Annotated in this window: 18 protein-coding genes; all 18 read right to left on the bottom strand. The window is 40.2% G+C overall.

Features of this window, described 5'->3' with window-relative positions:
• Positions 1 to 165: 165 nt before the first annotated feature.
• The gene (locus tag D0X99_RS19495) at positions 166 to 786 is read right to left on the bottom strand and encodes a class I SAM-dependent methyltransferase (RefSeq protein ID WP_119479553.1); all 621 of its coding nucleotides are present in this window, start codon (positions 784 to 786) and stop codon (positions 166 to 168) included.
• A 99-nt stretch (positions 787 to 885) separates the two neighbouring features.
• Complete coding sequence (locus D0X99_RS19490; RefSeq protein WP_119479552.1) at positions 886 to 1,392, bottom strand: winged helix-turn-helix domain-containing protein; 507 nt, start codon at positions 1,390 to 1,392, stop codon at positions 886 to 888.
• Between the two features lie 241 nt (positions 1,393 to 1,633).
• A complete protein-coding gene (locus tag D0X99_RS19485; protein WP_119479551.1) occupies positions 1,634 to 3,193 on the bottom strand; it encodes a hypothetical protein in 1,560 nt (519 codons plus the stop codon).
• Complete coding sequence (locus D0X99_RS19480; RefSeq protein WP_119479550.1) at positions 3,184 to 4,692, bottom strand: hypothetical protein; 1,509 nt, start codon at positions 4,690 to 4,692, stop codon at positions 3,184 to 3,186. The genes D0X99_RS19485 and D0X99_RS19480 overlap by 10 nt, the downstream gene beginning before the upstream one ends.
• A 352-nt stretch (positions 4,693 to 5,044) precedes the next feature.
• On the bottom strand, positions 5,045 to 7,495 hold the full coding sequence (locus D0X99_RS19475; protein ID WP_119479549.1) for a leucine-rich repeat domain-containing protein: 2,451 nt from the start codon (positions 7,493 to 7,495) through the stop codon (positions 5,045 to 5,047).
• Complete coding sequence (locus D0X99_RS19470) at positions 7,482 to 8,321, bottom strand: hypothetical protein (RefSeq protein WP_119479548.1); 840 nt, start codon at positions 8,319 to 8,321, stop codon at positions 7,482 to 7,484. Before D0X99_RS19470 ends, D0X99_RS19475 begins: the two co-directional genes overlap by 14 nt.
• On the bottom strand, positions 8,318 to 8,893 hold the full coding sequence (locus D0X99_RS19465; RefSeq protein WP_119479547.1) for a hypothetical protein: 576 nt from the start codon (positions 8,891 to 8,893) through the stop codon (positions 8,318 to 8,320). Before D0X99_RS19465 ends, D0X99_RS19470 begins: the two co-directional genes overlap by 4 nt.
• A 26-nt stretch (positions 8,894 to 8,919) precedes the next feature.
• Positions 8,920 to 9,390, bottom strand: coding sequence for a nucleoid-structuring protein H-NS (locus tag D0X99_RS19460; RefSeq protein ID WP_119479546.1), 471 nt, complete (start codon positions 9,388 to 9,390; stop codon positions 8,920 to 8,922).
• A 574-nt stretch (positions 9,391 to 9,964) separates the two neighbouring features.
• A complete protein-coding gene (locus D0X99_RS19455; protein ID WP_119479545.1) occupies positions 9,965 to 10,939 on the bottom strand; it encodes a hypothetical protein in 975 nt (324 codons plus the stop codon).
• On the bottom strand, positions 10,939 to 11,901 hold the full coding sequence (locus tag D0X99_RS19450; RefSeq protein WP_119479544.1) for an MraY family glycosyltransferase: 963 nt from the start codon (positions 11,899 to 11,901) through the stop codon (positions 10,939 to 10,941). Before D0X99_RS19450 ends, D0X99_RS19455 begins: the two co-directional genes overlap by 1 nt.
• Complete coding sequence (gene asnB / locus D0X99_RS19445; protein WP_119479543.1) at positions 11,898 to 13,748, bottom strand: asparagine synthase (glutamine-hydrolyzing); 1,851 nt, start codon at positions 13,746 to 13,748, stop codon at positions 11,898 to 11,900. The genes D0X99_RS19450 and asnB overlap by 4 nt, the downstream gene beginning before the upstream one ends.
• Before the next feature lie 3 nt (positions 13,749 to 13,751).
• Positions 13,752 to 14,783, bottom strand: a complete 1,032-nt coding sequence (locus D0X99_RS19440; protein ID WP_119479542.1) for a glycosyltransferase — start codon at positions 14,781 to 14,783, stop codon at positions 13,752 to 13,754.
• Positions 14,780 to 15,664 (bottom strand): NAD-dependent epimerase/dehydratase family protein, encoded by an 885-nt coding sequence (locus tag D0X99_RS19435; RefSeq protein ID WP_119479541.1) that lies wholly within the window; start codon positions 15,662 to 15,664, stop codon positions 14,780 to 14,782. The genes D0X99_RS19440 and D0X99_RS19435 overlap by 4 nt, the downstream gene beginning before the upstream one ends.
• Positions 15,661 to 16,857: a glycosyltransferase family 4 protein gene (locus D0X99_RS19430; protein WP_119479540.1), complete on the bottom strand. Its 1,197-nt coding sequence runs from the start codon at positions 16,855 to 16,857 to the stop codon at positions 15,661 to 15,663. Before D0X99_RS19430 ends, D0X99_RS19435 begins: the two co-directional genes overlap by 4 nt.
• Positions 16,854 to 17,915, bottom strand: coding sequence for a lipid II:glycine glycyltransferase FemX (locus D0X99_RS19425; RefSeq protein WP_119479539.1), 1,062 nt, complete (start codon positions 17,913 to 17,915; stop codon positions 16,854 to 16,856). Before D0X99_RS19425 ends, D0X99_RS19430 begins: the two co-directional genes overlap by 4 nt.
• Complete coding sequence (locus D0X99_RS19420) at positions 17,912 to 19,567, bottom strand: hypothetical protein (protein WP_119479538.1); 1,656 nt, start codon at positions 19,565 to 19,567, stop codon at positions 17,912 to 17,914. Before D0X99_RS19420 ends, D0X99_RS19425 begins: the two co-directional genes overlap by 4 nt.
• Entirely contained in the window at positions 19,564 to 20,028 is a 465-nt protein-coding gene (locus D0X99_RS19415) for a hypothetical protein (RefSeq protein WP_119479537.1), read from the bottom strand. The genes D0X99_RS19420 and D0X99_RS19415 overlap by 4 nt, the downstream gene beginning before the upstream one ends.
• Entirely contained in the window at positions 20,028 to 21,353 is a 1,326-nt protein-coding gene (locus tag D0X99_RS19410; protein ID WP_119479536.1) for a phenylacetate--CoA ligase family protein, read from the bottom strand. Before D0X99_RS19410 ends, D0X99_RS19415 begins: the two co-directional genes overlap by 1 nt.
• Positions 21,354 to 21,364: the final 11 nt, after the last annotated feature.

Below are 21,364 nucleotides of genomic sequence, written 5' to 3'. Positions count from 1 at the left end.
TGCATTAAAAAAATTTATCACCTGTATAAATTCCTTATAGATGGTTCTGCGGGAAAAGCTATTCTCAAGTTCTCCCATTCTTAAGAAATCAAGCCGAGCCAATCACAGAAAAATCAAACAAGGCTTTAACCACTAAAATTATATTTCATTATCGGTTTGGACATGTTACAGATGAGAAGGTTTATAGTAAATTCTGGTTTCATTAAAAAAAGCATCATATACGGTCACCCCATTGTACATTTCCATTTTCCATCCATTAAGTTCTGATTTAATGGTCTCCTGATAGGATTCCCTATCAGCATTATCAAATAGCAATATTCCTCCTGGCTTGAGTTTGGATTTTGTTTGTTTCAAACATTGTGGTCTCACCCTGCCATCAATGATAAGGAGGTCAATACTGTTATCTGGCAAATGATCAGCGGCATGTGCATACTTTTCAAAGTCCAGGCCCGTGGAAAAAAGTCCGTTAACACTTTTATATTGTTCCACGCCCTCTTTTTTCTCAGGAGAAACCAAGACATGGGTCACACTTGGATACTTTTCCAATTCCTTATGGATTTCTTTAAACCAAAAAGGATCATGCTCAATACTGTAAATCGATTCAACCTTATCAGCGAGGTAAAGTGTACTCCCTCCAGAACCAAACTCCAAAACGGACATATTTGGCCTAATCAAACTTTTCAATCGTTGAAATGCAAAATGTGCTATCCACGGTTTGGAAGCTTTGTAGGGAGGGATAAGTTTCCGATTGTAAGAATAGTAAGCCGGAAAGGCCCTAAGGGCCATACCCAGATTTTTACCAGTGTTTAGATAGGTAAAACATTCACTTAGAAATCTTCCTAGAATTTTGAAAACTGGCTTAACGTATTGCTTTTCCACTTTTAATTAATTTCCGAACACCAGAATCCCACTTAGATTGCCTGGATCATGTTCCAGAATTTCCACTTTGACTTTCCGGTTTATTTTTTCATAAGTCTTATGAATTAGGAAATTGAGGTACTCCTGGTCAAGATTTTTACCGATCAGGGTCAAATCAATTGTTCCGGAGTCAATTCCCATGGCATAATCTCCGGTGATGATGGCCTTTTCTACATTTCCCATCCGCTTGACTACCCGTTCCACCAAATCATCCAGACCTAAAAATTTGCTGACCATTCCTTTGATTTCCTGGAAAAAAGGGTGGCTTTGGTTAGCCTTATAGACTTTGGTCTTACCATCATCCTCAGCCAAAAGCAGTCCTGCATCCGTGAGGCGATTGAGTTCAACCCGAACAGAATTGGTGGATTCATCAAATTCCTTAGCCAAAGATCGGAGGTAGCCGGAGTTGGAATGAGAAAAAAACTTCAGAAGAAGTTTGATCCGGGTTTTGGAAGTTACGAGAGAGTCGAGCAGAAAAAGTGGTTGGTTATAGGTTTATGGTTTTGAATGATCCATTTTCAATGGACAAACTCATTTTTTTATTTTTTCAGGTGGTTGAGTTATTTTATCCTTGAAGTGAAAGTCGTGAAAAAGCTTCGCCCTTTCGGTCCCAGGGGGAATTAGCAGAGTGAGTAAAAAAATTACTCGGTTAAACAAATTTAATCGGGAAGGGGAAAAATCCAAGGTTGAAACAAAATCAACAAGTTTTCAAAATTCATTTTTTAACAAATTCCATCAGAAGGAAATTATCGGTTTTAACCGAGTCGAGCATTCTAAAATCTCCAAAAGTATGGCTCATGTATTCCGGAAAAACGATTTCATTATTGATTGTCGGAGTAATCAGTGCAAATCGGTTAATTTCTTCAAATCCCTTAAGTCCTATCCTAATCAAGGCTTTCTTCTGAAAAACACTTCTAGAAATCCAACCTGTGGAAATAAAAGAAACAGGATGAGCGGATGAATACTTAATACCAAGGTTATGCTCTTGATACCCTTCAAAAATCAAAGGGACTCCCGACTCCAAAGTTAGGTTGAGGGCCAAAAACTCCCTATCCATAATTGCCCTGCCTTTGGCTTCTTTAAGAAAATTGAAGCTGTGATAAAGCAAGGCTATTAGGCAAAGTAAAAAGGCCATTTTGACCACCAAATTGTTGAAAGCTGGAAGAAAATCCTCAAAAACCGGAAACAGAAAACAAAGAAAAAATAAAAAGATCACCCGTCCTTGAATGATATAGAAGTGATTGAAAATAAAAAAGAACAGTAACCAAATGAAAAAAAATGAGAATAAGGCGAAGGATCTTTTGGTTGAGAAAAAAAACAAAAACAAAATCCCGGCTATCAGAAAAGACTTAAATGCCTCTATCTTTTGAAAATCCCACAATCTTATAAAAGAGTTTGTAAACTGGTCTTTTGTAAAAAACTGCGAGTCCAAAATCCTCTTTTTCTCAAAGAGTTCATTTTCAGTTGGACGTTCGCCTTCAAAAAACCATCTTGAAAAAAAGTAAAATTCGGAATTCACCTCAATTCTTTTTTCAAGTATTTCTTGCCTAAAAACCGGATGATCAATTACTCCTGCTCTAATCTTGTTGAATTTTAGAAAATCAGCAAAATCGGAATTCTTCTCCCAATAAACTTTGCCTCCAAAAAGGACAAGAAACAAAACCCCGAAAGCAATTAGCTTAACAAGATTAGAGCTCAAAAATCTCAGTCCTTCAAGGGATAATCTGTAGGCCACAAATCCTATCCCCATCAAAACTGTAGATTCCCATCGTATCATTATTGCCAAAATAAAGAGCACTATAGTCAGTCCCTTAATCAAAAAATTGTGACTGTTTAACCGTGAATACCAAAGCGAAAGTGAAGAAAAAGAGGCAAAACCAGCCACCAATGTAAATTGGGGGAAAATACAAAAATGGATGCTGATAAGGAGGATAAAAAAAGCCAAAAATGCCTTTTGGGAGGGTTCATAAGTAGTTTCTGATAGTTTCAATATCAATAAAAAATAAGAGAGTCCGATCACTAAAAACCAGGCAGCACCATACCATTGAATTTCCGGTTTCCATTCATAGAGTTGAGAAAGAATCCAACTTAAAATCGGATGAATAAAAACAGCATAGGACTCAGGAGTACCTGTGTAGGCTCCAGAAACCAACCACATCATGATCACGTCATCATTGACCTGAAATCTCCAGGGGAGATTCCAGATGAGGATAAATCCAAGCGCTCCAAGGATGGACCAAAAAATCAAAAAGCGGTTGTTTATAGTCAATCCCATAATAACTGAAAGTTATTTCCCTGAATTTGACCAAGGTTTTTTGCATGACCAAAACTCCAGTCTTTTGGTAGGGCTTCCAGATTACAATAGATCATTTCCTTAGGCTGGCTTTTAAAAAAAATAATTAGCTGCCTTTCTTCCCAAAAACCGGGGGAATATGGAATTCTTAAATCGGCTAACCAGACTAGGCCCGGAATCCGATAAGCCGCAAGAAGTTCGGTATTTCCGCTTAAGCTTTTCCACTCTTTGATTTTTTTAGCCAGCTCAACTTGTTCACGATCAATATAAATGGTCTCATTCCCATTTCTAATCCACTCTACTTTTTCAGTCCAAAGAGGGGTATCGAGTCCAAACGGATGCCACCAAATCCCATTGAACACTAAAACCAAGGAAATGAAACTAATAGGAATTGAGAGTTTTCTTGGTTCTATTTTGGAAAGGAGAAAAAAAGCCATAATCCAGAAAACCCAATAGTGAATCCCAATTCTAAGCCAATAGACATTACTCCCGAAATGAAGAAGAAATGGTAAAAGGAAAAGAATAATTGCCCAAAGATTCAATATTCCAAATGGACTAGGTCCTTTTCCAAAATAATACCCAAGGACAGCCGCAGAAAAAATCAGAACAATATGATTCCATTCTTCAGTCACATGGGTTAGAAAACATACTAGGCAAAAACCGCCAATAGCCACAATAGCCATAATATTATATAAGGCATTTTTCTTTGTTCTTCCCAGATACCCAACACCAAAGAAAAAAAAAGCGGGAATCGCTACCCAAAACACTCCAACAAGTACACTTTTAATCAAGTGCACCAATTGGTAAGTCGGTCTTTGCCGATTAAGAGGAATTCCATCTGTAAGACGTGTTAAGGCATTTTCATCCAACAACATAAAAAATATCAACTCAAGAAAAATAAACGGCAAGAACAGAAGAACCACCTTGAAAGGATTTTCCTTTTTCAGGAATAGGATCGCCAGAATGGTCATCAGAATGAAAATCATCACTAAGGAAATTTTCACGTAAGCAAAAAATGCCAGTACAACACCAAGCAGAATCACAGTTTTAACGGAAAATTCTGCTTCAGAAATCAATTTCAGCCAAAAGCAAGTGAGGACTACAGTAAGGGAATTATAGGAAAGTGTAGGGGGCAAAAATGCGTACCCGGAAAAAATCCCAAGACACAAAATCCAAAAATGACTCCAGTCGAGTTTATGCTCTTCGGCTACATTTTTCCAAAATCCGATCAAGGCCCAAGCACCGGCAAGGTAAAGTAAGAGACGAAGAAATCTGAGTTCAACAAGTGAAAATGAATATCCAAAAAGTTGGTAATTCAATTTCAAAAGCAAATCGTAATTAAAGATTCCAGCCACATTGGCTTGCAATGGATCGGCAAGAAGAACATACAATCCCTCATCGGAAATATCAAAACCACGGTTTAAACCTGCCATGATCATGAAAACAACTAAGATCGCTGAGGCTGGTAAAATTTTGCCCATTCCCGAAAATAAGGACTTGGGAATTAATCTTTAGCTGATTTTCACTTTTTGATTTTCATTCAAAAGGTTTTGATGTTTCAGGCCAATCACCTGAATCTTGATCCCTTGAAATGAGAAAAATTATAAACTAAATCAATTTTATCATTCTTCAATAAACAATACTCAATATTGAAATAATTTAAAAATGTGGAAAAATTCCCACCCTTAAAAACAAAAAATACCCAGTACTGGGTATTTTTTGGAAGAGTAACGGATGTAATTTTGGTCAGGGTGATTAAGCAACTTTTCTCATTATTTTTTCTAGAAAATCTTTAAGGGACTTTTTTCAGCATTTTTTTCCCCCTTTTTATTTTCAATAAAACCTCACTTCGCAATCGGGGTGAGTTGACTTGAATGAATCCACCGCACGGGTAGTGAGGTTGGTGTTGAAGCAGGAAAGTTTTTTAAGATTGCTCAATCCTTCCAATGGCTTCAAAGATCTAAGGTTGGTACTTGCCACATCTAATTCTTCCAATGCAACCAATGTTTCAAGTCCTTTCAGACTTTTTAGATTGGTACCTGAAAGGTTTAGAATTTTCAATTCAAACAAATTACTGATCGGAGACAGATCTTCTATTCCCGTATTAGAAATATCAAGTTCCTGAAGGGCGGACAATCCTGATAATGGTAAAAAATCCATCACCGGAAGCTGAGAAAGTCGGAGTTTGGTCAGCAGTTTCATGCCACTGATTGGTGATACTGATGAAACAGGTGCATCAAACAGCGTAAGGCTTCTAAGATTGGAAAATGCGGTGATTGGCTGTAGATCGGAAATACTAACTCGTTCAAATACCAATTCAGACTTTCCTGTCAATACATGCAATTGATCCGTATCAGGGATTTCTCCCAATGAAAATTGTCTTCTCAAGACCTCTTTCCACTGACTATCCAATTTCTCCCACCAGGTATTGAGCTCATCAGTTCGGTAGACAAGTATCATTTCCGGTTTTTGAATTAAAATCTCCGGCACTTCTTCCTTAAAAAACTCCCCACCATTGACATTCAGATAGCTGAGTTTTGGCAAGGCAACAATATCCTTAATACTTTTGACCGGACTGAATTCAAGATCTATTCGCTCTAAAAGTTCATTTGACTTGATCGCAGAAAGGTCACTCACCTGGGTATTCTTACCAGTGACAGTGACCAAGGTTTTCACTTCGCTCAAAGGAAGGAGATCAGAAACCGGATTATTTGAAAAATCAATTTTTGCCAAATTCACAAACCGGGTAACAGGATTGAGATTTTCAATCTGTGCGCTGTCCAGATTTAGTGTGGTAAGCGTGACTGTTTGAGTCAGTGTCTCCACCCCTGGAGTATCATTTGCTATGGCAGGATTGTTCTTTTTAAGTGCCTCTTTCCATGCAGGTGAAAGCCCAGCCCACCAAGACTCAAGATCTTTCACGTGATGAATCAATAAAATTTCCGGATTTCTTCTCACAAAGCCATCCGCAGCCAATGCTGTGAGTTTAGTTTGATCTGCAGAGATTTTCTTCAGGTTGGCCAAAGATTCCAAAGGCGTCAAATCAGCAACTTGCGTTCCGGAGATATCCAAAAATTCCAGATTGGACAAACCCTGAAGGGGGCTCAAATCCTGCAGATTGGAAGTAGACAGGTTAAGATTTTTCAAGGCAGTTAATCCTGACAGCGAGGTGAAATTGATCATATAGTTCCCGCTTAGGTTGAGTGTCTCCAACTTTACCAAATCCTTCACATTCTCCACATTGTTGAAACCGGATTCTGTTAAGTCCAACTGAGTCAGGTTTTTTAATTCATTCAAAACTGCAAAACTCATCACAGGAGTCTTTTGAGCTTTCAATGAAATAAGGCTTTTCAGATTGAGCAACTGAGAGATGTCCTCAATCTGAGTATTTGAAATATCCAGGTGCTTAAGTCTGTCGGAATATTTGATAAACTGAATATCAGAAGTAGAGGTATTGGCTAAATTCAGGCTTTCCAAGAAAGTTACATTCGAAATCGGCCCAAGATCTGTAATCCGTGAATTGGAAATATTCACCACTTTCAGATCTCTCAGTTCGGAAAGTGGACTTAGGCTTTTAATTTCATTTTTACCGGAAATATCCAGCGAGTCAATGCTCACAAACCGATATAACCAGTCAAGATTTGCCGAATCTTCTTGTGCCAGGTTAAATCTTTCCTTAAAATAAGATTTCCATGACTCGTCCATTGTTTTCCACCATGCGGTCAATTCCTCGTCCCGACTTACTTTGGTGGTGTAAATGCTTACAATCTTCAACTCCTCGGATTTCTCCTGGAGATTAACCTCAACAAAGCGTGGTTTGGTGTTGGTGATTTTTTCTCCGGAAAGTGAAGTGGCAGTCAAGGTGCGGTCAAGAGAAGCGAGGAAATAAACTTCTCCGTTGTCTTTCTGGGCTGCTTTTACTTCACGGATTTTGAACTTAAATTCTACGTTTTTATAAAAAAACTCAATGTCCTTGAGGTAAGCAGTTACGTCCTTATTGGTAACCACCTTTCTGTCCAAAAGTAAATCATCTTCCACCTGTACTTTTTCATCACGAAAAATTTTCAGATAGCTTTCTCGGATGATCACATCTTTATCCCTGGCCGGAGTTTCAGTACTTCCTACAGTATTCAGCAGGTATTCCAAAAATCTAACTTGATCTTCCACTTTTGCGGAAAATTCCTGCACCTCTTCTTTTGTGTACCCTTTAATAGTCTGGGCTTGAAGGGAGAGGTTGATAAGGAAAAATAAGCCTGTAAGTAATATGTGCTTATTCTTGATCATAAATGTATTTGAGAATGGTCTCTTTGTCACCTGGACCCAGTCTGACCAAATTAGAGATCAACCATCCGGTGTTGAACCCTGGGCGGTTGAATTGATTAACTTCAAAATACCAACCTTCGATTTGAAAGAAGTGAAACTTCAGACCAGTGACCGTCTCAAAGCGAAGATTGTTTTGCTTCATTTCATACAAGAAGATTGCCAGATAATCCGGTTCATACGTACTTGGTGTGAAAGATTCCGGTGAACCCGAATCCTGAAATGCCCTCCTCATATTCATAAAACCAATTTCATGACTTAGAGGGTGAAGAAAGGCTTTTTGATCACCAACCGGCTTATTGAAGAGATTTTTGAATGGCTCAAAAATTACTTTATCAATAACCCATTCATAACCAAGCCCTTCGGCCTGTATTTTCATAATGAGTGTAGCCTTTTCCCTTTTCCCTTTAAAGAAAAACTCTGTGTTTACTTCAGCATACCAACCTGGCTGATGAAAAACCAAATATTGGGGATAGACTTCAGAAAGCACATTCTTGGTGAATTGATTTTTGAGGTCAGGGGAAATGGATGAAGTTTGGTTGTCAAAAAGGATGGTAAGAAAGCCTTTTCGTAAGGGAAGGTTCCTGTAAAGAGAGTCTTGAGGATAAAATCTGATGTTACCATCAACTGATTCTTCTCCGTTGAATCTTCTAAAAAATTGATTCAGTTGCTTAGTTGAAGCTGCAAATCTGCCATCATCCTTGATTGTCCCGGGGCTGCCAAGGCCTTGCCCCGGGACATTGGAGATGATTGCGATAAAAAACGCAAAAATCAGAAAGGTTTTTCTCATGCGGAGGTTTCAGTCACTCTCACGTCACCTAACATGACGTCCCAAAACTCGATAGTACGACCGGCAATCTGGGTTTGTTTCTTTTCCACGTAGATAGTGATATCCTTTTTAGTGGTGTCTTTGTAGTTCATTCCAGTTTCGATAGAAGTACCTTCAAATCTCTGATAGATGGTAATCACACCAACGTATCTACCGTCAGGCTGTCTTTCCAAGTCAGAGATGTATTGTATGTCATACCAAGTGATATTTACTCGATCATAGTTGAGAGCCATCAGTCGCTCGAAATATCTCCTTACTTTATAGTAAGCGATTTCCTGAGTGTTGATCGAAGAAACTCCCATTTCAGCTCCAGGAGCAAAAAGTTCCTCAGCTCTATCCATAACGCGGTTCGCCTCTGAGAATTGTGTCTCCTTGCTACCAATAATGGAAATGTATTTGGAAAGGTCCTTTACCTTTTCCAAGGCAAGTGAATCAATTGCCTGCTTTCGTGCAGGGCTGATATTATCCTGAGCAAGGACTGCAACAGAAGTAGACAGGAACAATCCCAGGAATAGAATCAATTTATTTTTCATATGAATTCGGATTATCTTGGTTAGGCTTATTTTCTTCTCAGTTCCAACTCGGACACCTTACCGCTTACATCCATTCTGATGTCAGAGATATAGTTGAGATTTTTCTTGGTATCCTTAAGGTAGTCAAGGTATTTTTTGATGGTGGTAGGCTCATCATAATCCTTTACTCCGTTTTCCTCATGGATTACGATCAATACCGGAGTTTCTTGGTTTGAGAACATTCCAAGAGTTTCCTGAATGGTTTGATTAGCGGAATTTGGGTTTCCTGCAGCAGCAACTGCGTTAAAATAATTTTCCAGCTTTTCAGCAGCAACTTCTTCAGCAGATCTTGCTGGTGAAGGAGTTGGAGTTGGCTTAACCACTTCCTCTTGTGGAGCTGGAGCTGGAGCAGGGGCCACAGCTTTCTTTTTGCTCTTGCAAGCACCCATAGCCAACATGGCAAATAGCGCCAAAAACAGGGTTTTTCTTACTGAAAAAGCGAACAAGGACTGTTTCATCTTTTTGATAAATTAGGTTTTTAATAGTTAAACTTGATTGTGCCGGAAATTGGGCGATCTTCCGAGTCGCAAAGTAAACAAAATAGACCGACTTTAGGGCAATACGTGTGCCTAAACGAGTCCGTTATTTTCCAAAAAGGTTAAAAAAACTGAAAATTGAAGCATTTATTTTTTAATTAAAAGCAAAGAAGTTTTAAGAAAATTTATTTTTTGAAATTAGAAGTCCGAGAAAAAATTAAAAAAGGAAAAGTTTTCAAATTGACATACTTATTGGAGTTTGATTTAAAAATAGCTCTACTAACTTCTTAAAACTTTCAAAAAATACCCTATATAGGGTATTTATTAGAGGAAAAATTTATTCGATTTTTGTGAAGTGTTAAGTTTTAAATCTGGCGCAAGCCAATGTAAAAGGCTTCCGGAATCCGGGGGCCTTTTTTTTGTTATTGCCGAGGACTAATAATTCTCTTTGGTTGGGTAAAAAAAATGCCGCTAAAAGCGGCATCAATTGAAGTTAATTTTTAGGAAAACTTTTTCCTCTGCAGAGGAAAGGGAGATTTACTAATCAGGTTGGAGATTATCCAACCATGCCCTTGGGAATTCCATTTATAAGGGATTCAATGACGTATTTTGCTTGGGCTTCGGGAGTACAATATTTATCAAAATAAGCCTTTCCCCCTTTTGATACTTGCTCATGATATTCAGGGTTATGGAGGACTTTGTCAAGAACAGATTTATATTCAGTTGAATTGTCTATAAAATGGATGTTCTCTTCATGTATAGGAAAGACCGGAAGGTCGATTGCAAAAGGAAAAGAGAGCACAAATGAACTGAAGTTCCAATATTCTGCAAGTCTCCAACTTACTGCCCCCAACACCGCAGGGTTATTCAGGGAAACCAAGGATTTCGCACTTAATTCTGAAAACTTCTTTGGAGGATATTTTACCTTATTGAGTTCATCATCGAAGCCAAAGTTATCTCCGTCAGACCTGGGAATAAAACCTCCCTCAAACTCAATTTCGGGATGCTGCTTGCACGCTCTTATGAATTCTGCTCTTATTTTGTTAGCCCAAGGTTCTTTTTTCCAAGTACTTCCTGAGAAGAAAACATAATTGCCATGCTTATACCTATCTCCTTCCCTAACAAATTTAGGCCGGGATCTCAGTACATAAATCTCTCTCGCAAGATCTTTTGGGGAGAGTTTTCGAATCAAGTCAAACCCAAAAAATCTCAAATATAAGGGTAGGATATTCACAGGATAATGCGGAAAAAGCGGCTTGACTTTCGGTTGATTATAGGAGTCTTGGTCCAAAAGTTTGTTGGTCGCAAAATACAAATCAGCCACTTGGTATAGTTCCTGATTCACCCCTACCGGATCATGGTTGTCGATTACTCCGATTTTACCTTCACATCTGAAAATTATAAATCCTCTATTATTGAACTTTTCAAATTCCTTCTCCGGTGAGTATTTAAGCTTGAAGGAATTATTAAAACCAAGAAGATAGTACGAGGAGTAAAAATTGGGAATAGACAGAATTTCTACTTGTAGCATCAGATGAGTTGATATTTTTTTCGAATCCCGGACTTAATAATGAGATAAACAAGCATGGATGCCAATAATATTGCGCTGGCCAAAAAGGAATTCGGAAGGGTTTGAGGAAAAATAAAAAGTCCCAAATTCACCACCCCTTGAAGGAGTGCATAAATCAAAGCTATAGTAACATGATCACATTTTGATTGATTGACCAGGAGCTGGTATAGGTGACTTCGGTGAGGTTGAGTAATATTTTCTTTGTTTTTAAGCCTCTGAGCCATGGTTAGAAAGACATCAATTCCATAGATCATCAAAAATAGGATTATCGTCCAACTGTGACCTACCATATACCATTGGACCAGAAAATAGATCATTAAATACGCAATGGAAATACTTCCGATATCACCGGCAAACATCAGGGCGTTCTTCCTCAGATTGAAAAAAAGAAATACCAAGACAGAAAGGATAACATATCGGATCAAACTTTCTTCAAAAATGGGCATGTACTCTTGGACAGCTAACATACTCCCAAAGAACACAAGAGCGTAAAGACCTGATATTCCATTGATTCCGTCCATGAAATTAATGGCATTGATGATCCCCAGACTGACAAAATACAACATAGGTAAGGCCATCCAATCCATCCGCTCAAAAACTCCCAAATCATAAAATGCCATACTCAAAGCCAAAAACTGAACTCCGAATCTCAGTTTTCGGGAAAGTGTATACATGTCGTCCAACAAACTGACGGTCGCGATCCAAACCAACCCCAATACCATCCAGGTATGAAGGAAGTCGAAAGCCATCCACCAGAAAATAACTGCAAAAGGAAACAAAATTCCCCCTCCCCTGACAGTGACACTGGAATGAGAGCTTCTGTGGTTAGGTTTGTCTACTATCCCGAATTTGATAGCCAGTCTGAGATAGATCAGACCGACCAGCATCAGAAGTAGAAATACAATGAGGTAAGATAAAATCATGAGGAGGTAAAAACCGTCTTATACCAATACGAATTAAAGAACAGGAGCCGCATGATCGGATAGTTACGAATGGGATCAGCCTTGAAATCGGAAACTATTTTCTTCACATCAAGATACACCAACCATCCCATCTGGAAAAGCGGGCTTTGATGCATGGATTCCAAATGATCTCTAAAAACAGGGTTTTCAAGAAAATAGTTACCCCAAGGAATGGCCAGACCAATTTTTTCATGATTTTGGATGTAGTCTGGAAGTTTCTTTCCAATCGTATTCATTGAAAGCCATTTACCCTTACCTGAAGTGGAAAAATAGGAATCTGGCAAACTTGTAATACCAGTAACCAAGCGGTAATCCAAAAAAGGTTCTCTACACTCAATCGATGCACCCATAGTAGTCCGATCATTTTTATCATTGAGCGAGCAAAGGTGAGTATGCAACTCCAGGTAAAGCAATTGTCGAAGTCTGTTATTGGGAAAGAACTGCTTAGCTTCTTCGAGCATTTTTACCCGGTACTCCGGCAATAGATTCAAAGATTCCAATCCTAGTTTCTTAAAATCACTTAGGTACAGTTCATTGGCATTGGAAAGCAATTGAAAGTCAGGGTTATTGACCGAAAGGTATCGTTGCATTTTCTTCAATCGCTCCTGTTTCAACCACTTTTCAGGAACATACCGCAATAGCTTCAATAATTCATACCGCATTGCATTTCCGAAAACTTTGTGTCTGACATATCCAGCCATGACTTCATCTGCGCCTTCCCCTGTAAGGAGAACAGTCACCTTTTGTTTTGCTTTTTTTGACAATCCCAGCAATACCCCGTCGGTGAAGTGCATCAGAGGCTCATCGTTTACGCGAATCGATTCACTTAATAAGTCGGCCAAATTTTCCCCTACAAATTCATGGCCGTTGTATTCTATGCCATAGTCGGAACTCAGGCGGCTGGCTAGATGAGACTCATCTTTTTCAAACCCCGGAAATTTAAGATTCCATGAGCTAAGTCCTTTATAACCCAAATGATGCTGTGCATAAAGAATACTACTGCTGTCCAAACCTCCGCTAAGCATTGTCCCCACAGGAACATCGGAGATCATCCGTAAGCGGACTGCGTCCAAAAAAGTCTCTTCATACCAGGTTTTTGGATCAGCGATTTGGGGAAAACCAGCTGATTCCTCACCTAGATGATACCACCTTACTGTTTTTTCCAGCTTAACACCATCAGTCCAAACTTGATAATGTCCTGGAAGCATACGATTGACTCCTTCAAAAACAGTGTTTTCCCCACTGACATGCCGATAGAAAAAAAGTTCGTCCAAATTGGAAGTATTGATTTTCTTATCCATTCCCCAGGCAAAAAATGCTTTTGGCTCTGAGGCAAAAGCCAATCCTTCAGAAGTTTCAGCCCAAAAAAGTGGCTTCACTCCATATCTATCCTTTACCAAGGTCATTTTGCGATTTTCCCTTTCCCAAAAAGCAAATGCAAAAAAACCGTTAAGTCTGGGTAAAACTTTCATTCCATGCTCCATTAGCAAGAAAAGCAAAACCTCAGTATCAGAGGTGGTTCGGAACTGGTATCCTTTGGACTTCAGTTCCGGATAAAAGTCCTGATAATTGAAAATTTCACCGTTGAACAGGAGTACATAGTTTCCACACGGAGAGAGAAAAGGCTGGTTGGCACCGGGACTTAGGTCCAAAATAGAAAGTCTTCGGTGCCCAAAAGCCACATCTTCGTCCAAATATTCCCCACCGGCATCCGGTCCTCTGTGAAACATCGAATCCCTCATGGTCACCAAGCGGTTTAACTCAGCTTTGTGGTTGTTTTTATTCCAAAATCCTGCGATTCCGCACATGATTTATTTTTGGTTTATAAGCTTTTGATAGGTTAAATAGAATTCCTTCATGTTCACTTCAAGATTACAGTTCTTCTCGATGAATTTTCGATTCGATTGAAGGAAAGGAGAAAATCTGGAAGGGTTAGCGGTGTAAAGTTCAATTTTTTGAGCAAGATCCTGGGGATTCCCTACTTGGACCAATAACCCGTTTTGACCACTGGTAATAAATGCTCTGTTTGCTGGTAAATCAGTAACAATAGGGAAACAGCCGCAAGCCATGGCCTCAAAAAGAGAAGCTGAGACTCCTTCTGTTTCGGGAATTGCGATGTAAAGCTGTGCTTTTGCAAGTTGTAATGGCAACTCATCGTTGGGAACTCTTCCCATCCAATGAACTTGATCTCCCAAGCCCAAGGATGATGTCTGATCGATTAATTTTTCCTTTTCTGCTCCATCTCCGATCATAATACAATGGACGATGATCCCTTTTTTTCGGAGAATTGCCAAAGCCTCCAAAATTTCATGATGGCGGTAAATATCGTAGAGACTGCGTGTGACTACGGCTGTGATAAAAGCCTCTGATCTTTCTGAAAAATACCTAAAGAGATTCAAATTGAGTCCTTTGGGTTTCACCAAAATCCGGGAAGGAGCAGCACCTGACTCGAGCATGGCATAAGTCATAACATATCCCCAGGCATGGATCAAATCTGCTCGGGTATAAATGGCACGTTGAAGAATTCGCTTATACCAGCCTGCAAAACCTGTTTCCGGAAAAGCATCCGAAATTCCCTGCTGGGCCACTATTCGGACTTTTGATTTGACCAGCAAACTGAAAAATCCATAGCTAGTGGCTCGCTCTGCAAGGGTGATATCGTATTGCTTTTTGGATAGGCCTAAGGAAAGCAGAAAACCAAAAGCTTTGATTATTCGTGCTGCACGGCCACCGGTTTTGGGCAGTTCCTTCGTTTCCAGCTTAATCCCTGAAGCCTTTTCAATTCCCTTAATCCAGGTTTGGGCATCTGCCCGATACGTCTCACCTAAAAAAAGGATTCTCATATGGACGGATCAAAATTTTCCAATACTGATCTTGGAGACCATTTCAGTTCCACTTGTGCCTTTTGATCTGAAAAAGTCAGTGAATGTGAAAGTTTATCCAATCGGTAGGAATTGAGTGGGAATCCCGGAATCAAATCCCCGATTTTAGCCAAAGTTTTAAGCGGCCAAAGAGGCAATGTTTTTACAGTTTTTCCCAGTTTTCCCGCCAAGGCAACATCCAATTGGGCCATGCTGGGATGAATCCCATCTGTGAGATTATAAGTTCCGGATAGACCCATCCAATCCGGCAACGCCTTGGCAATATCTTCGGCCAGAACCATGGATTTCCGGGCAGAGCCCTCGCCCATTCTTCTGTAATAACCTTTCTTGAGGGCACTTACCATTGCCCCAAGGTTGCCTGGAGGATTTGGCCCGACGATAAGAGGAAGTCTTAAAATCAGGATGTTTACCCGATTAGTTACGCCCCACTCCCTTACCAGATTTTCTGCTTCCAGTTTGCTTTTAGCATAAGGTGTTTCCCCAAGGAGAGGGCTGTTTTCTGCTATTTCTTCACCTTTCTCCAACCCGTAAACAGCCACCGTGCTTATAAAAACTAAAGAGCGAGGAACATTGGAAATTCCTTTCAAGAGGTTTGCTGTGCCCGCAAGGTTGACCTCAAAGAATTCCTTTTTCTGCGCCTCAGACTTGGGGATGACATGAGCCTTCCCAGCAGCGTGAATGATCATATCAACCTGAGGAATGGCAGGAATTTCCTTGGAGAGGTCGTATGAGATTTGATTTAATGAACCCCGTCCCAATGAAATAACCTCATGGGACTTTTTAAGCTCATGGACGAGGATCTTTCCTAAGAATCCGGTTCCTCCAGTAATGAGAATTTTCACTGAATGGCTTGGGTTATTCCGTCGAGCATTTTTTGGGCTAGGTAGTCCTTGTCAAATAATTGGGCTGCAAGGACTTTTGCCCTTGTGCCCATTTCTTCCAATTTATCCTGCTGCGTGTCCAGATCAATGATTTTTTGAGCCAGTTGAACAGGATCATTTGGGTCCAGAGTAAAACCAACCTCATGCTGGATTAAAAAATCCTTCATCCAACCTTGGGTGTTTTGAATCACCGGCACACCTGCTGCAAGGGACTCAAAAAATTTATTTGGTGAAGAAGTATCCAAAACCGGGGTTCCCTTTAGTGGCACCAAAGAAACCATGGCATTCTGGATTAGTCCAACAAGGTTTTTTTTGGGCATTAAACCCCAGATGACAAGCGTTTGAAGGTTTTGTTTTTGGATTTCCGCATCAATCAGTTCCCGTTGTTGTCCCTCTCCTACCAGCAGAATTTTCAAGTCAGTTCGACCTTTCGCCTGAAGAACCTTTGCAGCTTCCAAAAGCCAGAGGGAGTTATTCACTTGACCGATATTTCCAGTGTATATGGCATATTTCCTCGGCACCAATAATCCTCGCCCTTCAAAAGCAGCGGTTTGGGAAAAGAGCGGGATGTTGGCAGCATTGGTGACATCAATCACCCGAGTGCCAGGAAATCTCCGTTCAATGTTTTGCTTCATTCCAATGGAAAGTGCCACGACCAATGAAGAAGCCTTATAACATCTGGCCTCCAGGGCATAAGCTATTTTTTGGAAGAATTGGTTTTTGATCAATCCCAGTTCAATTGCTCCCTCGGGCCAAAGGTCACGGGCTTCGAAAATCAGCTTTTTCCCACGTAAATAGCGGGCGACAAGTCCGGGAATTCCTACAGTGATCGGGCCTGAAGAAGCAATCACCACATCGGCTTTTGCGGTCAATGCAAACCAAACTGAGCAAACAGCATAAGCTAAAAACGTGTAGATTCTTTTGAGAAAAGGCTGTTTGTTGTCAATTCGAACATTGATGATGGTCACATCCACTCCTTCAAAATTCTGATGCTCGATGAATCTTTTTGCCTTCAAGTCAGATTTGGAATAAATCGAAGTGACCACTTGCACTTGATGCCCTTGCTTGGCCCACTCCTGAGCAAATTCATGGACCCGGGTACCCCAAGAACCTTTGGGTGTGGCATAATACTGATAGAAATAAAGGATTTTCACCGAATCAGCTTCAGGAATTTGACGGCCAGTTTTTTGTTTTTCTCAAGGAAGGAATATCCGGATTTAAAAATTTGATATTTAATGGGAGAAAGCACGTGGTAAGAGGGTCCAACCGCACTGAGTTCCTGAGGATAAAAGCTACTCTTAAAACGAACAACTCCATCACTTCCACCCACTGAAATATTGTATCGGGAATACCCAAGTTCGGCGGCTTTTTGAATACATCTCCACTGCAAAAGATGGCCTACTTTCAAGTCCTTTTCAGTTCGCTCCACCCCTCCCATTATATAGGAAAGCATGCGGCCTCCCTTTGCCACCCATATTGCTCCAACTGTTTTTGCTTCATGAAGAGCCAAAAAAACCAAAGCATTGCCATTTAAAACTGAAGCTGTCAAGGAGGGGCCTAAATCATTCCAGTCCCTTATTTTATATCCTTCTCTTGCTGCATTTTGCTCAAAACAAGTATAGGCCAAGCGGACTTCTTCAGGAGTTTGGGCAGGTTTCATGTCCACTTCATTCTTCAATCCGGATTTTATATTTCTTCGCGCATTTTCTGAAAACCCCTTCAGGAGTTGGGATTCCAGGTCAGCATTGCTCACTTGCGGCAAATGGATTAGGTTGAAATGAATCGGAGAATAGATTTTGTTCAGAAGGTTCCCCTTTTGGAAACCCTTTGATTGAAGAGAATGGTGGGTGGAATTTGAACTATCATAAAGTGAGGGATTGAGCTGACAGGCAAAAGCTCCAATTTCCTTGGCTCTCTTAAGAAAGGCATCAGTAGCCAAATCGAACAGTTCATTGGTTTTGGACCAGGGTCCCCAAGGGCAATTATAGATCTTAAATGGTCCTGCCTTTACAATCAAACTTCCAAAACCAGTCAAAATCTCTTCCTTTTCATCCATTCCAAGTAGCAACTCAAAATCAAATCCATAGGCCTCATACGAATTCAACCAAGTCGAGGTCTGAGTGAACATGCCGGATTCCTGGTTGATTTGAAGTTCATCCCATTTGGCAAGCCAGACGGGTTCCTTGGTTACAAGCCATTGAATTTCACTCATTCGATACTTCTTTTGATTCCATCGAAGCAAGAGATTTTCAAATCTTCTCCTTCTTTGATGTAAGTAATCGATTCAAATTTTTTAAAAAATCCAGCCAGTTCAGAAATCTTGGGATTCCAAATTTGACCTTTTTGAATCTTTTCACCCAACCGTTCCAGTCCGGCTTTTGCTTCTTCCCTAAGATCATCAGAATCACCTTTAAAAAGCCTTCCTTCGTGATTTTCTCCCGTGTAGGCAAAGTACGTATGTGCGATCATCAAGCCCGATTCATCCTGGAGGCGATTCAAAGCTTCTTCTGAAAAAACAATATCAAAATCTCTTACAGAAAGGGTTTGAAAAACCTGAATGTCAGTCTCCTTTTGATTACAAGCCTTAAAAAAAACAGTCCCAAATCGATTTATTTCAAAGATTTCAATTCTCCTTTTATTGATTTCTTTAATTGTTTTTGGGCTTAATAGCCTTTTTGCCAATGAGGTCAAATCACCTGCTAATCCTCTTATGGACTTAAATCCGGGTTTTGATTTGACTGCTCCAAGGCTGCCTTTTAGAAATTTGGAAGTCCTCAAAATATCCTCCGGAACACCATACATCAAAAAATTCCGCAGTTCATTTTTTGGACTTCTTTTTTTCCCTTTGGAATTGAAATATTGGGAAGATTTCTTCAGGCAATTCAAAGTAAACCCGTGTGGGTTCAACTGGTTAACTGTGTATAGGTTGCCTTCTCCTGCATCCAAATAGTTCCAAATCAATCGAATACCTTTTTCGGACATATGAGTATACCAAGAATTCCATTCTCCAAGTTTTTGTTTGGTATAGTTGTAGGGATGAAAACCGTGATCTATGTAACAGGTAACGGGATTAATTTCTTTTGGGCTTTCAAAAGTCTTGAATTCATCTTCACTTTTATTGCCCCGATAGCTTTGGCTTAGTGCATGATAGGCCAATTCATTCCCTTCATTATCCCAATCGATGAGTTCTTGCCGCGATTCCTCTGATTCAAAGCTCGCATTAGCGGCCTTGTGGGTATAATCGTAAAGAAAAAATCCTTTAGTAACCTTTATCCCCAAGGAAGAAAAAAGTGCCCGTTGAACTTCCAGATTGGCTTTGGTGTCAAAATCCGAATGGTCAGTAAAGCATACCACAGGTACAAATCCCAAAGGTGTTCTCGCCCATTCTTCAGCTTTTCCTTTACCGGCAATCAAGCCGTTATTGATTACAGTACCCTTTGTGATTTGCTGTTTTCTCAAAAAGATTCTTTGGTCGATTTGGTCGTAAACCATCGTGGGACTTAGCATGGGATGGTAAAAAAACCACCGAAGATGTCCTGAACCTGGCTGATATTCCCAGCAACCGGAGGTGCCTGTGGCTGCCACATTAAGTCCGGATTGCAATTTTAAGATTTTGGGGCTATGGACGTTGGCAACCAACCGATCATTCCCTGGCCTTTTCCAAGTGTAATCCAAATAGCGCCAAAGCACAATCTGGTCCACAAACTCAATGTCAATGAAAAATTCAGAAATGGTAAAATCTTCCTTTGCTTCAAATCGAAAAGAACATCCCTCCTCGGTCCATTCCACCCGTGAGTCAACTACATTTTGAAGGTCAAGGACTTTTCCTTCAAGCAAGAATACCGCCTTACAGGCCTTGATCATCTTCGGATAATCGACACGTTTTTCTTGAGGTAAAAAATCAAAAACCTAAAACAAGTAAGCCTTGCCATAAACTGAAAACCTGCTTTTTCTATACCCCGAATGGATGGAACGTTATCCGAAGCCACCAAGATGAATACTTGGGTTTTCATGCAATATTCATTCGCAATCTTGCGTAAAACCATAGGGTAAATTCCCATTCCCCGATAGCGGTCGTCAGTAAAACAATCGCCAATGGTGATCAAAGGACCGCCGATATGAAAATTGCTAAGAAGGCGGCTACTAAAAAAAACCCGACTGCGGTGAACCAAAACATCTCCGTCTTGAATTCGATATTCATTCGAGTTTCCATCAAATTCTATTTTCCAATTGTTGGTCACCTGCTCATTTTTCTCCCCATAAGGAAAATAAAACAACAGCATGTCTATGGATTGAGACCGGAGTTTCCGGAGTTGCTTTAGCATCAAATCGGTCTGTATTGATTTTCAATTAATTGAAACTTACCAGTTTTAGCTTTAGGAAGTTCCGTGACCTTTTCAAATTCAAAACGAAGCGGTTCACCAAAAACTTCCTCAAACATCCTTTGGACTCCCTCTTCCCTCACATCCAATTGATTTTTAGGGGAAATATAAATAAGCCTATATAAATCAAATTCTTTCTGGATCACCTTGAATTGTTCAATTTCAGGAAAGTGTTTCAATACCCTAACCACAGTCTGAACAGTAATGAATTTGCCGGAAGGGGTAAGCAAAAACTCGGTTAATCTTCCGATGATCTCATCCAAAACCGGCAACTCCAGACCACAGGAACAGGTTCCAGGTTTTCCTTTGACCGCTAAATCCCCCACTTCATAGCGGATCATCGGGGTAGTAAAATTATCCAGACCCGTCAATACAACACGTCCAGTTTGTCCGGGTTGCACCTCCTTGCTTTTTTCATCCAGAATCTCAACCACTACATGTGGGGTCATCAGATGGTATTTCCCTTCATGGCATTGAGAGGCTATCAAAAATCCTTCTGATGCTCCATAAGTATCATAGACTTTGCATGAAAAAGCTTTTTCAATTGCCTCTCTGAATTGAGGAAGTAGTTTTTCTCCAAGTGAAATTGCAGAACGAAATTTCACATCGCGTATCTCATGAGCCAAGGCTGTTTTTGCAAACAGGTAAAGGCTCGATGCGTAAGCCACAAAATGGTCTCTTGGTTCTTTTCTGAGTAAGTTTAATTCCTCCAAAATCTGAGCCTCCGAATGACTCATGGCATCAATATACCGGGTATTCAATAGCTTATCTTTGATCGCTTTTTCCCTAGACCGCTTCATGTTTACTCCAGTCTGGAGTAGGGAATTTCCAAAACGATACCCAGCCCACTCCCACCAAATAATCTGCAGAGCGCGGGTGCTGGAGAGTTCAGCTTTGGAAAAATATACTTTGGAAGGAGGTCCTGTGGACCCGGATGACATTACGGCGGTTAATTTTCCGTCTACCGGTTGGGTAAGTATATATTCAAGATTTTCCCGGAAGGTCCTTTTAGGCAAAACAGGAAAGGATTTCAACCAAACGTAGGGATCTCTGTGACTTGGAATATTCTGAAGCCGATAATAAGGTGAGTTCTTCCCTGCGAATTCGAGTAACTTCCTGAGCTTTGCTGCCTGCAATTTTTCAATTTCGGAGGTATTTCTTCCAAAAATCTCCCTCCAGGATTTAAGGCTGGATATGAAAGAGGAACCCAAAATCGTATCCCCGAGAGGAAGAAGGATATTTTCCAGAAAAAATGGATTCAACTTCATTGATCTGAGAA

The organism is Algoriphagus lacus (assembly GCF_003583985.1).
GTDB lineage: Bacteria > Bacteroidota > Bacteroidia > Cytophagales > Cyclobacteriaceae > Algoriphagus > Algoriphagus lacus.
Note: the sequence above shows the minus strand (reverse complement) of the source record. Positions and strands in the feature narration are given on the sequence as shown.

Excerpts from the sequence above, each read along its gene's own strand:
- D0X99_RS19495 (WP_119479553.1), bottom strand. The coding sequence starts at position 786 with ATGGCCCTTAGGGCCTTTCCGGCTTACTATTCTTACAATCGGAAACTT.
- D0X99_RS19485 (WP_119479551.1), bottom strand. The coding sequence starts at position 3,193 with ATGGGATTGACTATAAACAACCGCTTTTTGATTTTTTGGTCCATCCTT.
- D0X99_RS19480 (WP_119479550.1), bottom strand. The coding sequence starts at position 4,692 with ATGGGCAAAATTTTACCAGCCTCAGCGATCTTAGTTGTTTTCATGATC.
- D0X99_RS19475 (WP_119479549.1), bottom strand. The coding sequence starts at position 7,495 with ATGATCAAGAATAAGCACATATTACTTACAGGCTTATTTTTCCTTATC.
- D0X99_RS19470 (WP_119479548.1), bottom strand. The coding sequence starts at position 8,321 with ATGAGAAAAACCTTTCTGATTTTTGCGTTTTTTATCGCAATCATCTCC.
- D0X99_RS19465 (WP_119479547.1), bottom strand. The coding sequence starts at position 8,893 with ATGAAAAATAAATTGATTCTATTCCTGGGATTGTTCCTGTCTACTTCT.
- D0X99_RS19460 (WP_119479546.1), bottom strand. The coding sequence starts at position 9,390 with ATGAAACAGTCCTTGTTCGCTTTTTCAGTAAGAAAAACCCTGTTTTTG.
- D0X99_RS19455 (WP_119479545.1), bottom strand. The coding sequence starts at position 10,939 with ATGCTACAAGTAGAAATTCTGTCTATTCCCAATTTTTACTCCTCGTAC.
- D0X99_RS19450 (WP_119479544.1), bottom strand. The coding sequence starts at position 11,901 with ATGATTTTATCTTACCTCATTGTATTTCTACTTCTGATGCTGGTCGGT.
- asnB (WP_119479543.1), bottom strand. The coding sequence starts at position 13,748 with ATGTGCGGAATCGCAGGATTTTGGAATAAAAACAACCACAAAGCTGAG.
- D0X99_RS19440 (WP_119479542.1), bottom strand. The coding sequence starts at position 14,783 with ATGAGAATCCTTTTTTTAGGTGAGACGTATCGGGCAGATGCCCAAACC.
- D0X99_RS19425 (WP_119479539.1), bottom strand. The coding sequence starts at position 17,915 with ATGAGTGAAATTCAATGGCTTGTAACCAAGGAACCCGTCTGGCTTGCC.
- D0X99_RS19420 (WP_119479538.1), bottom strand. The coding sequence starts at position 19,567 with ATGATCAAGGCCTGTAAGGCGGTATTCTTGCTTGAAGGAAAAGTCCTT.
- D0X99_RS19415 (WP_119479537.1), bottom strand. The coding sequence starts at position 20,028 with ATGCTAAAGCAACTCCGGAAACTCCGGTCTCAATCCATAGACATGCTG.
- D0X99_RS19410 (WP_119479536.1), bottom strand. The coding sequence starts at position 21,353 with ATGAAGTTGAATCCATTTTTTCTGGAAAATATCCTTCTTCCTCTCGGG.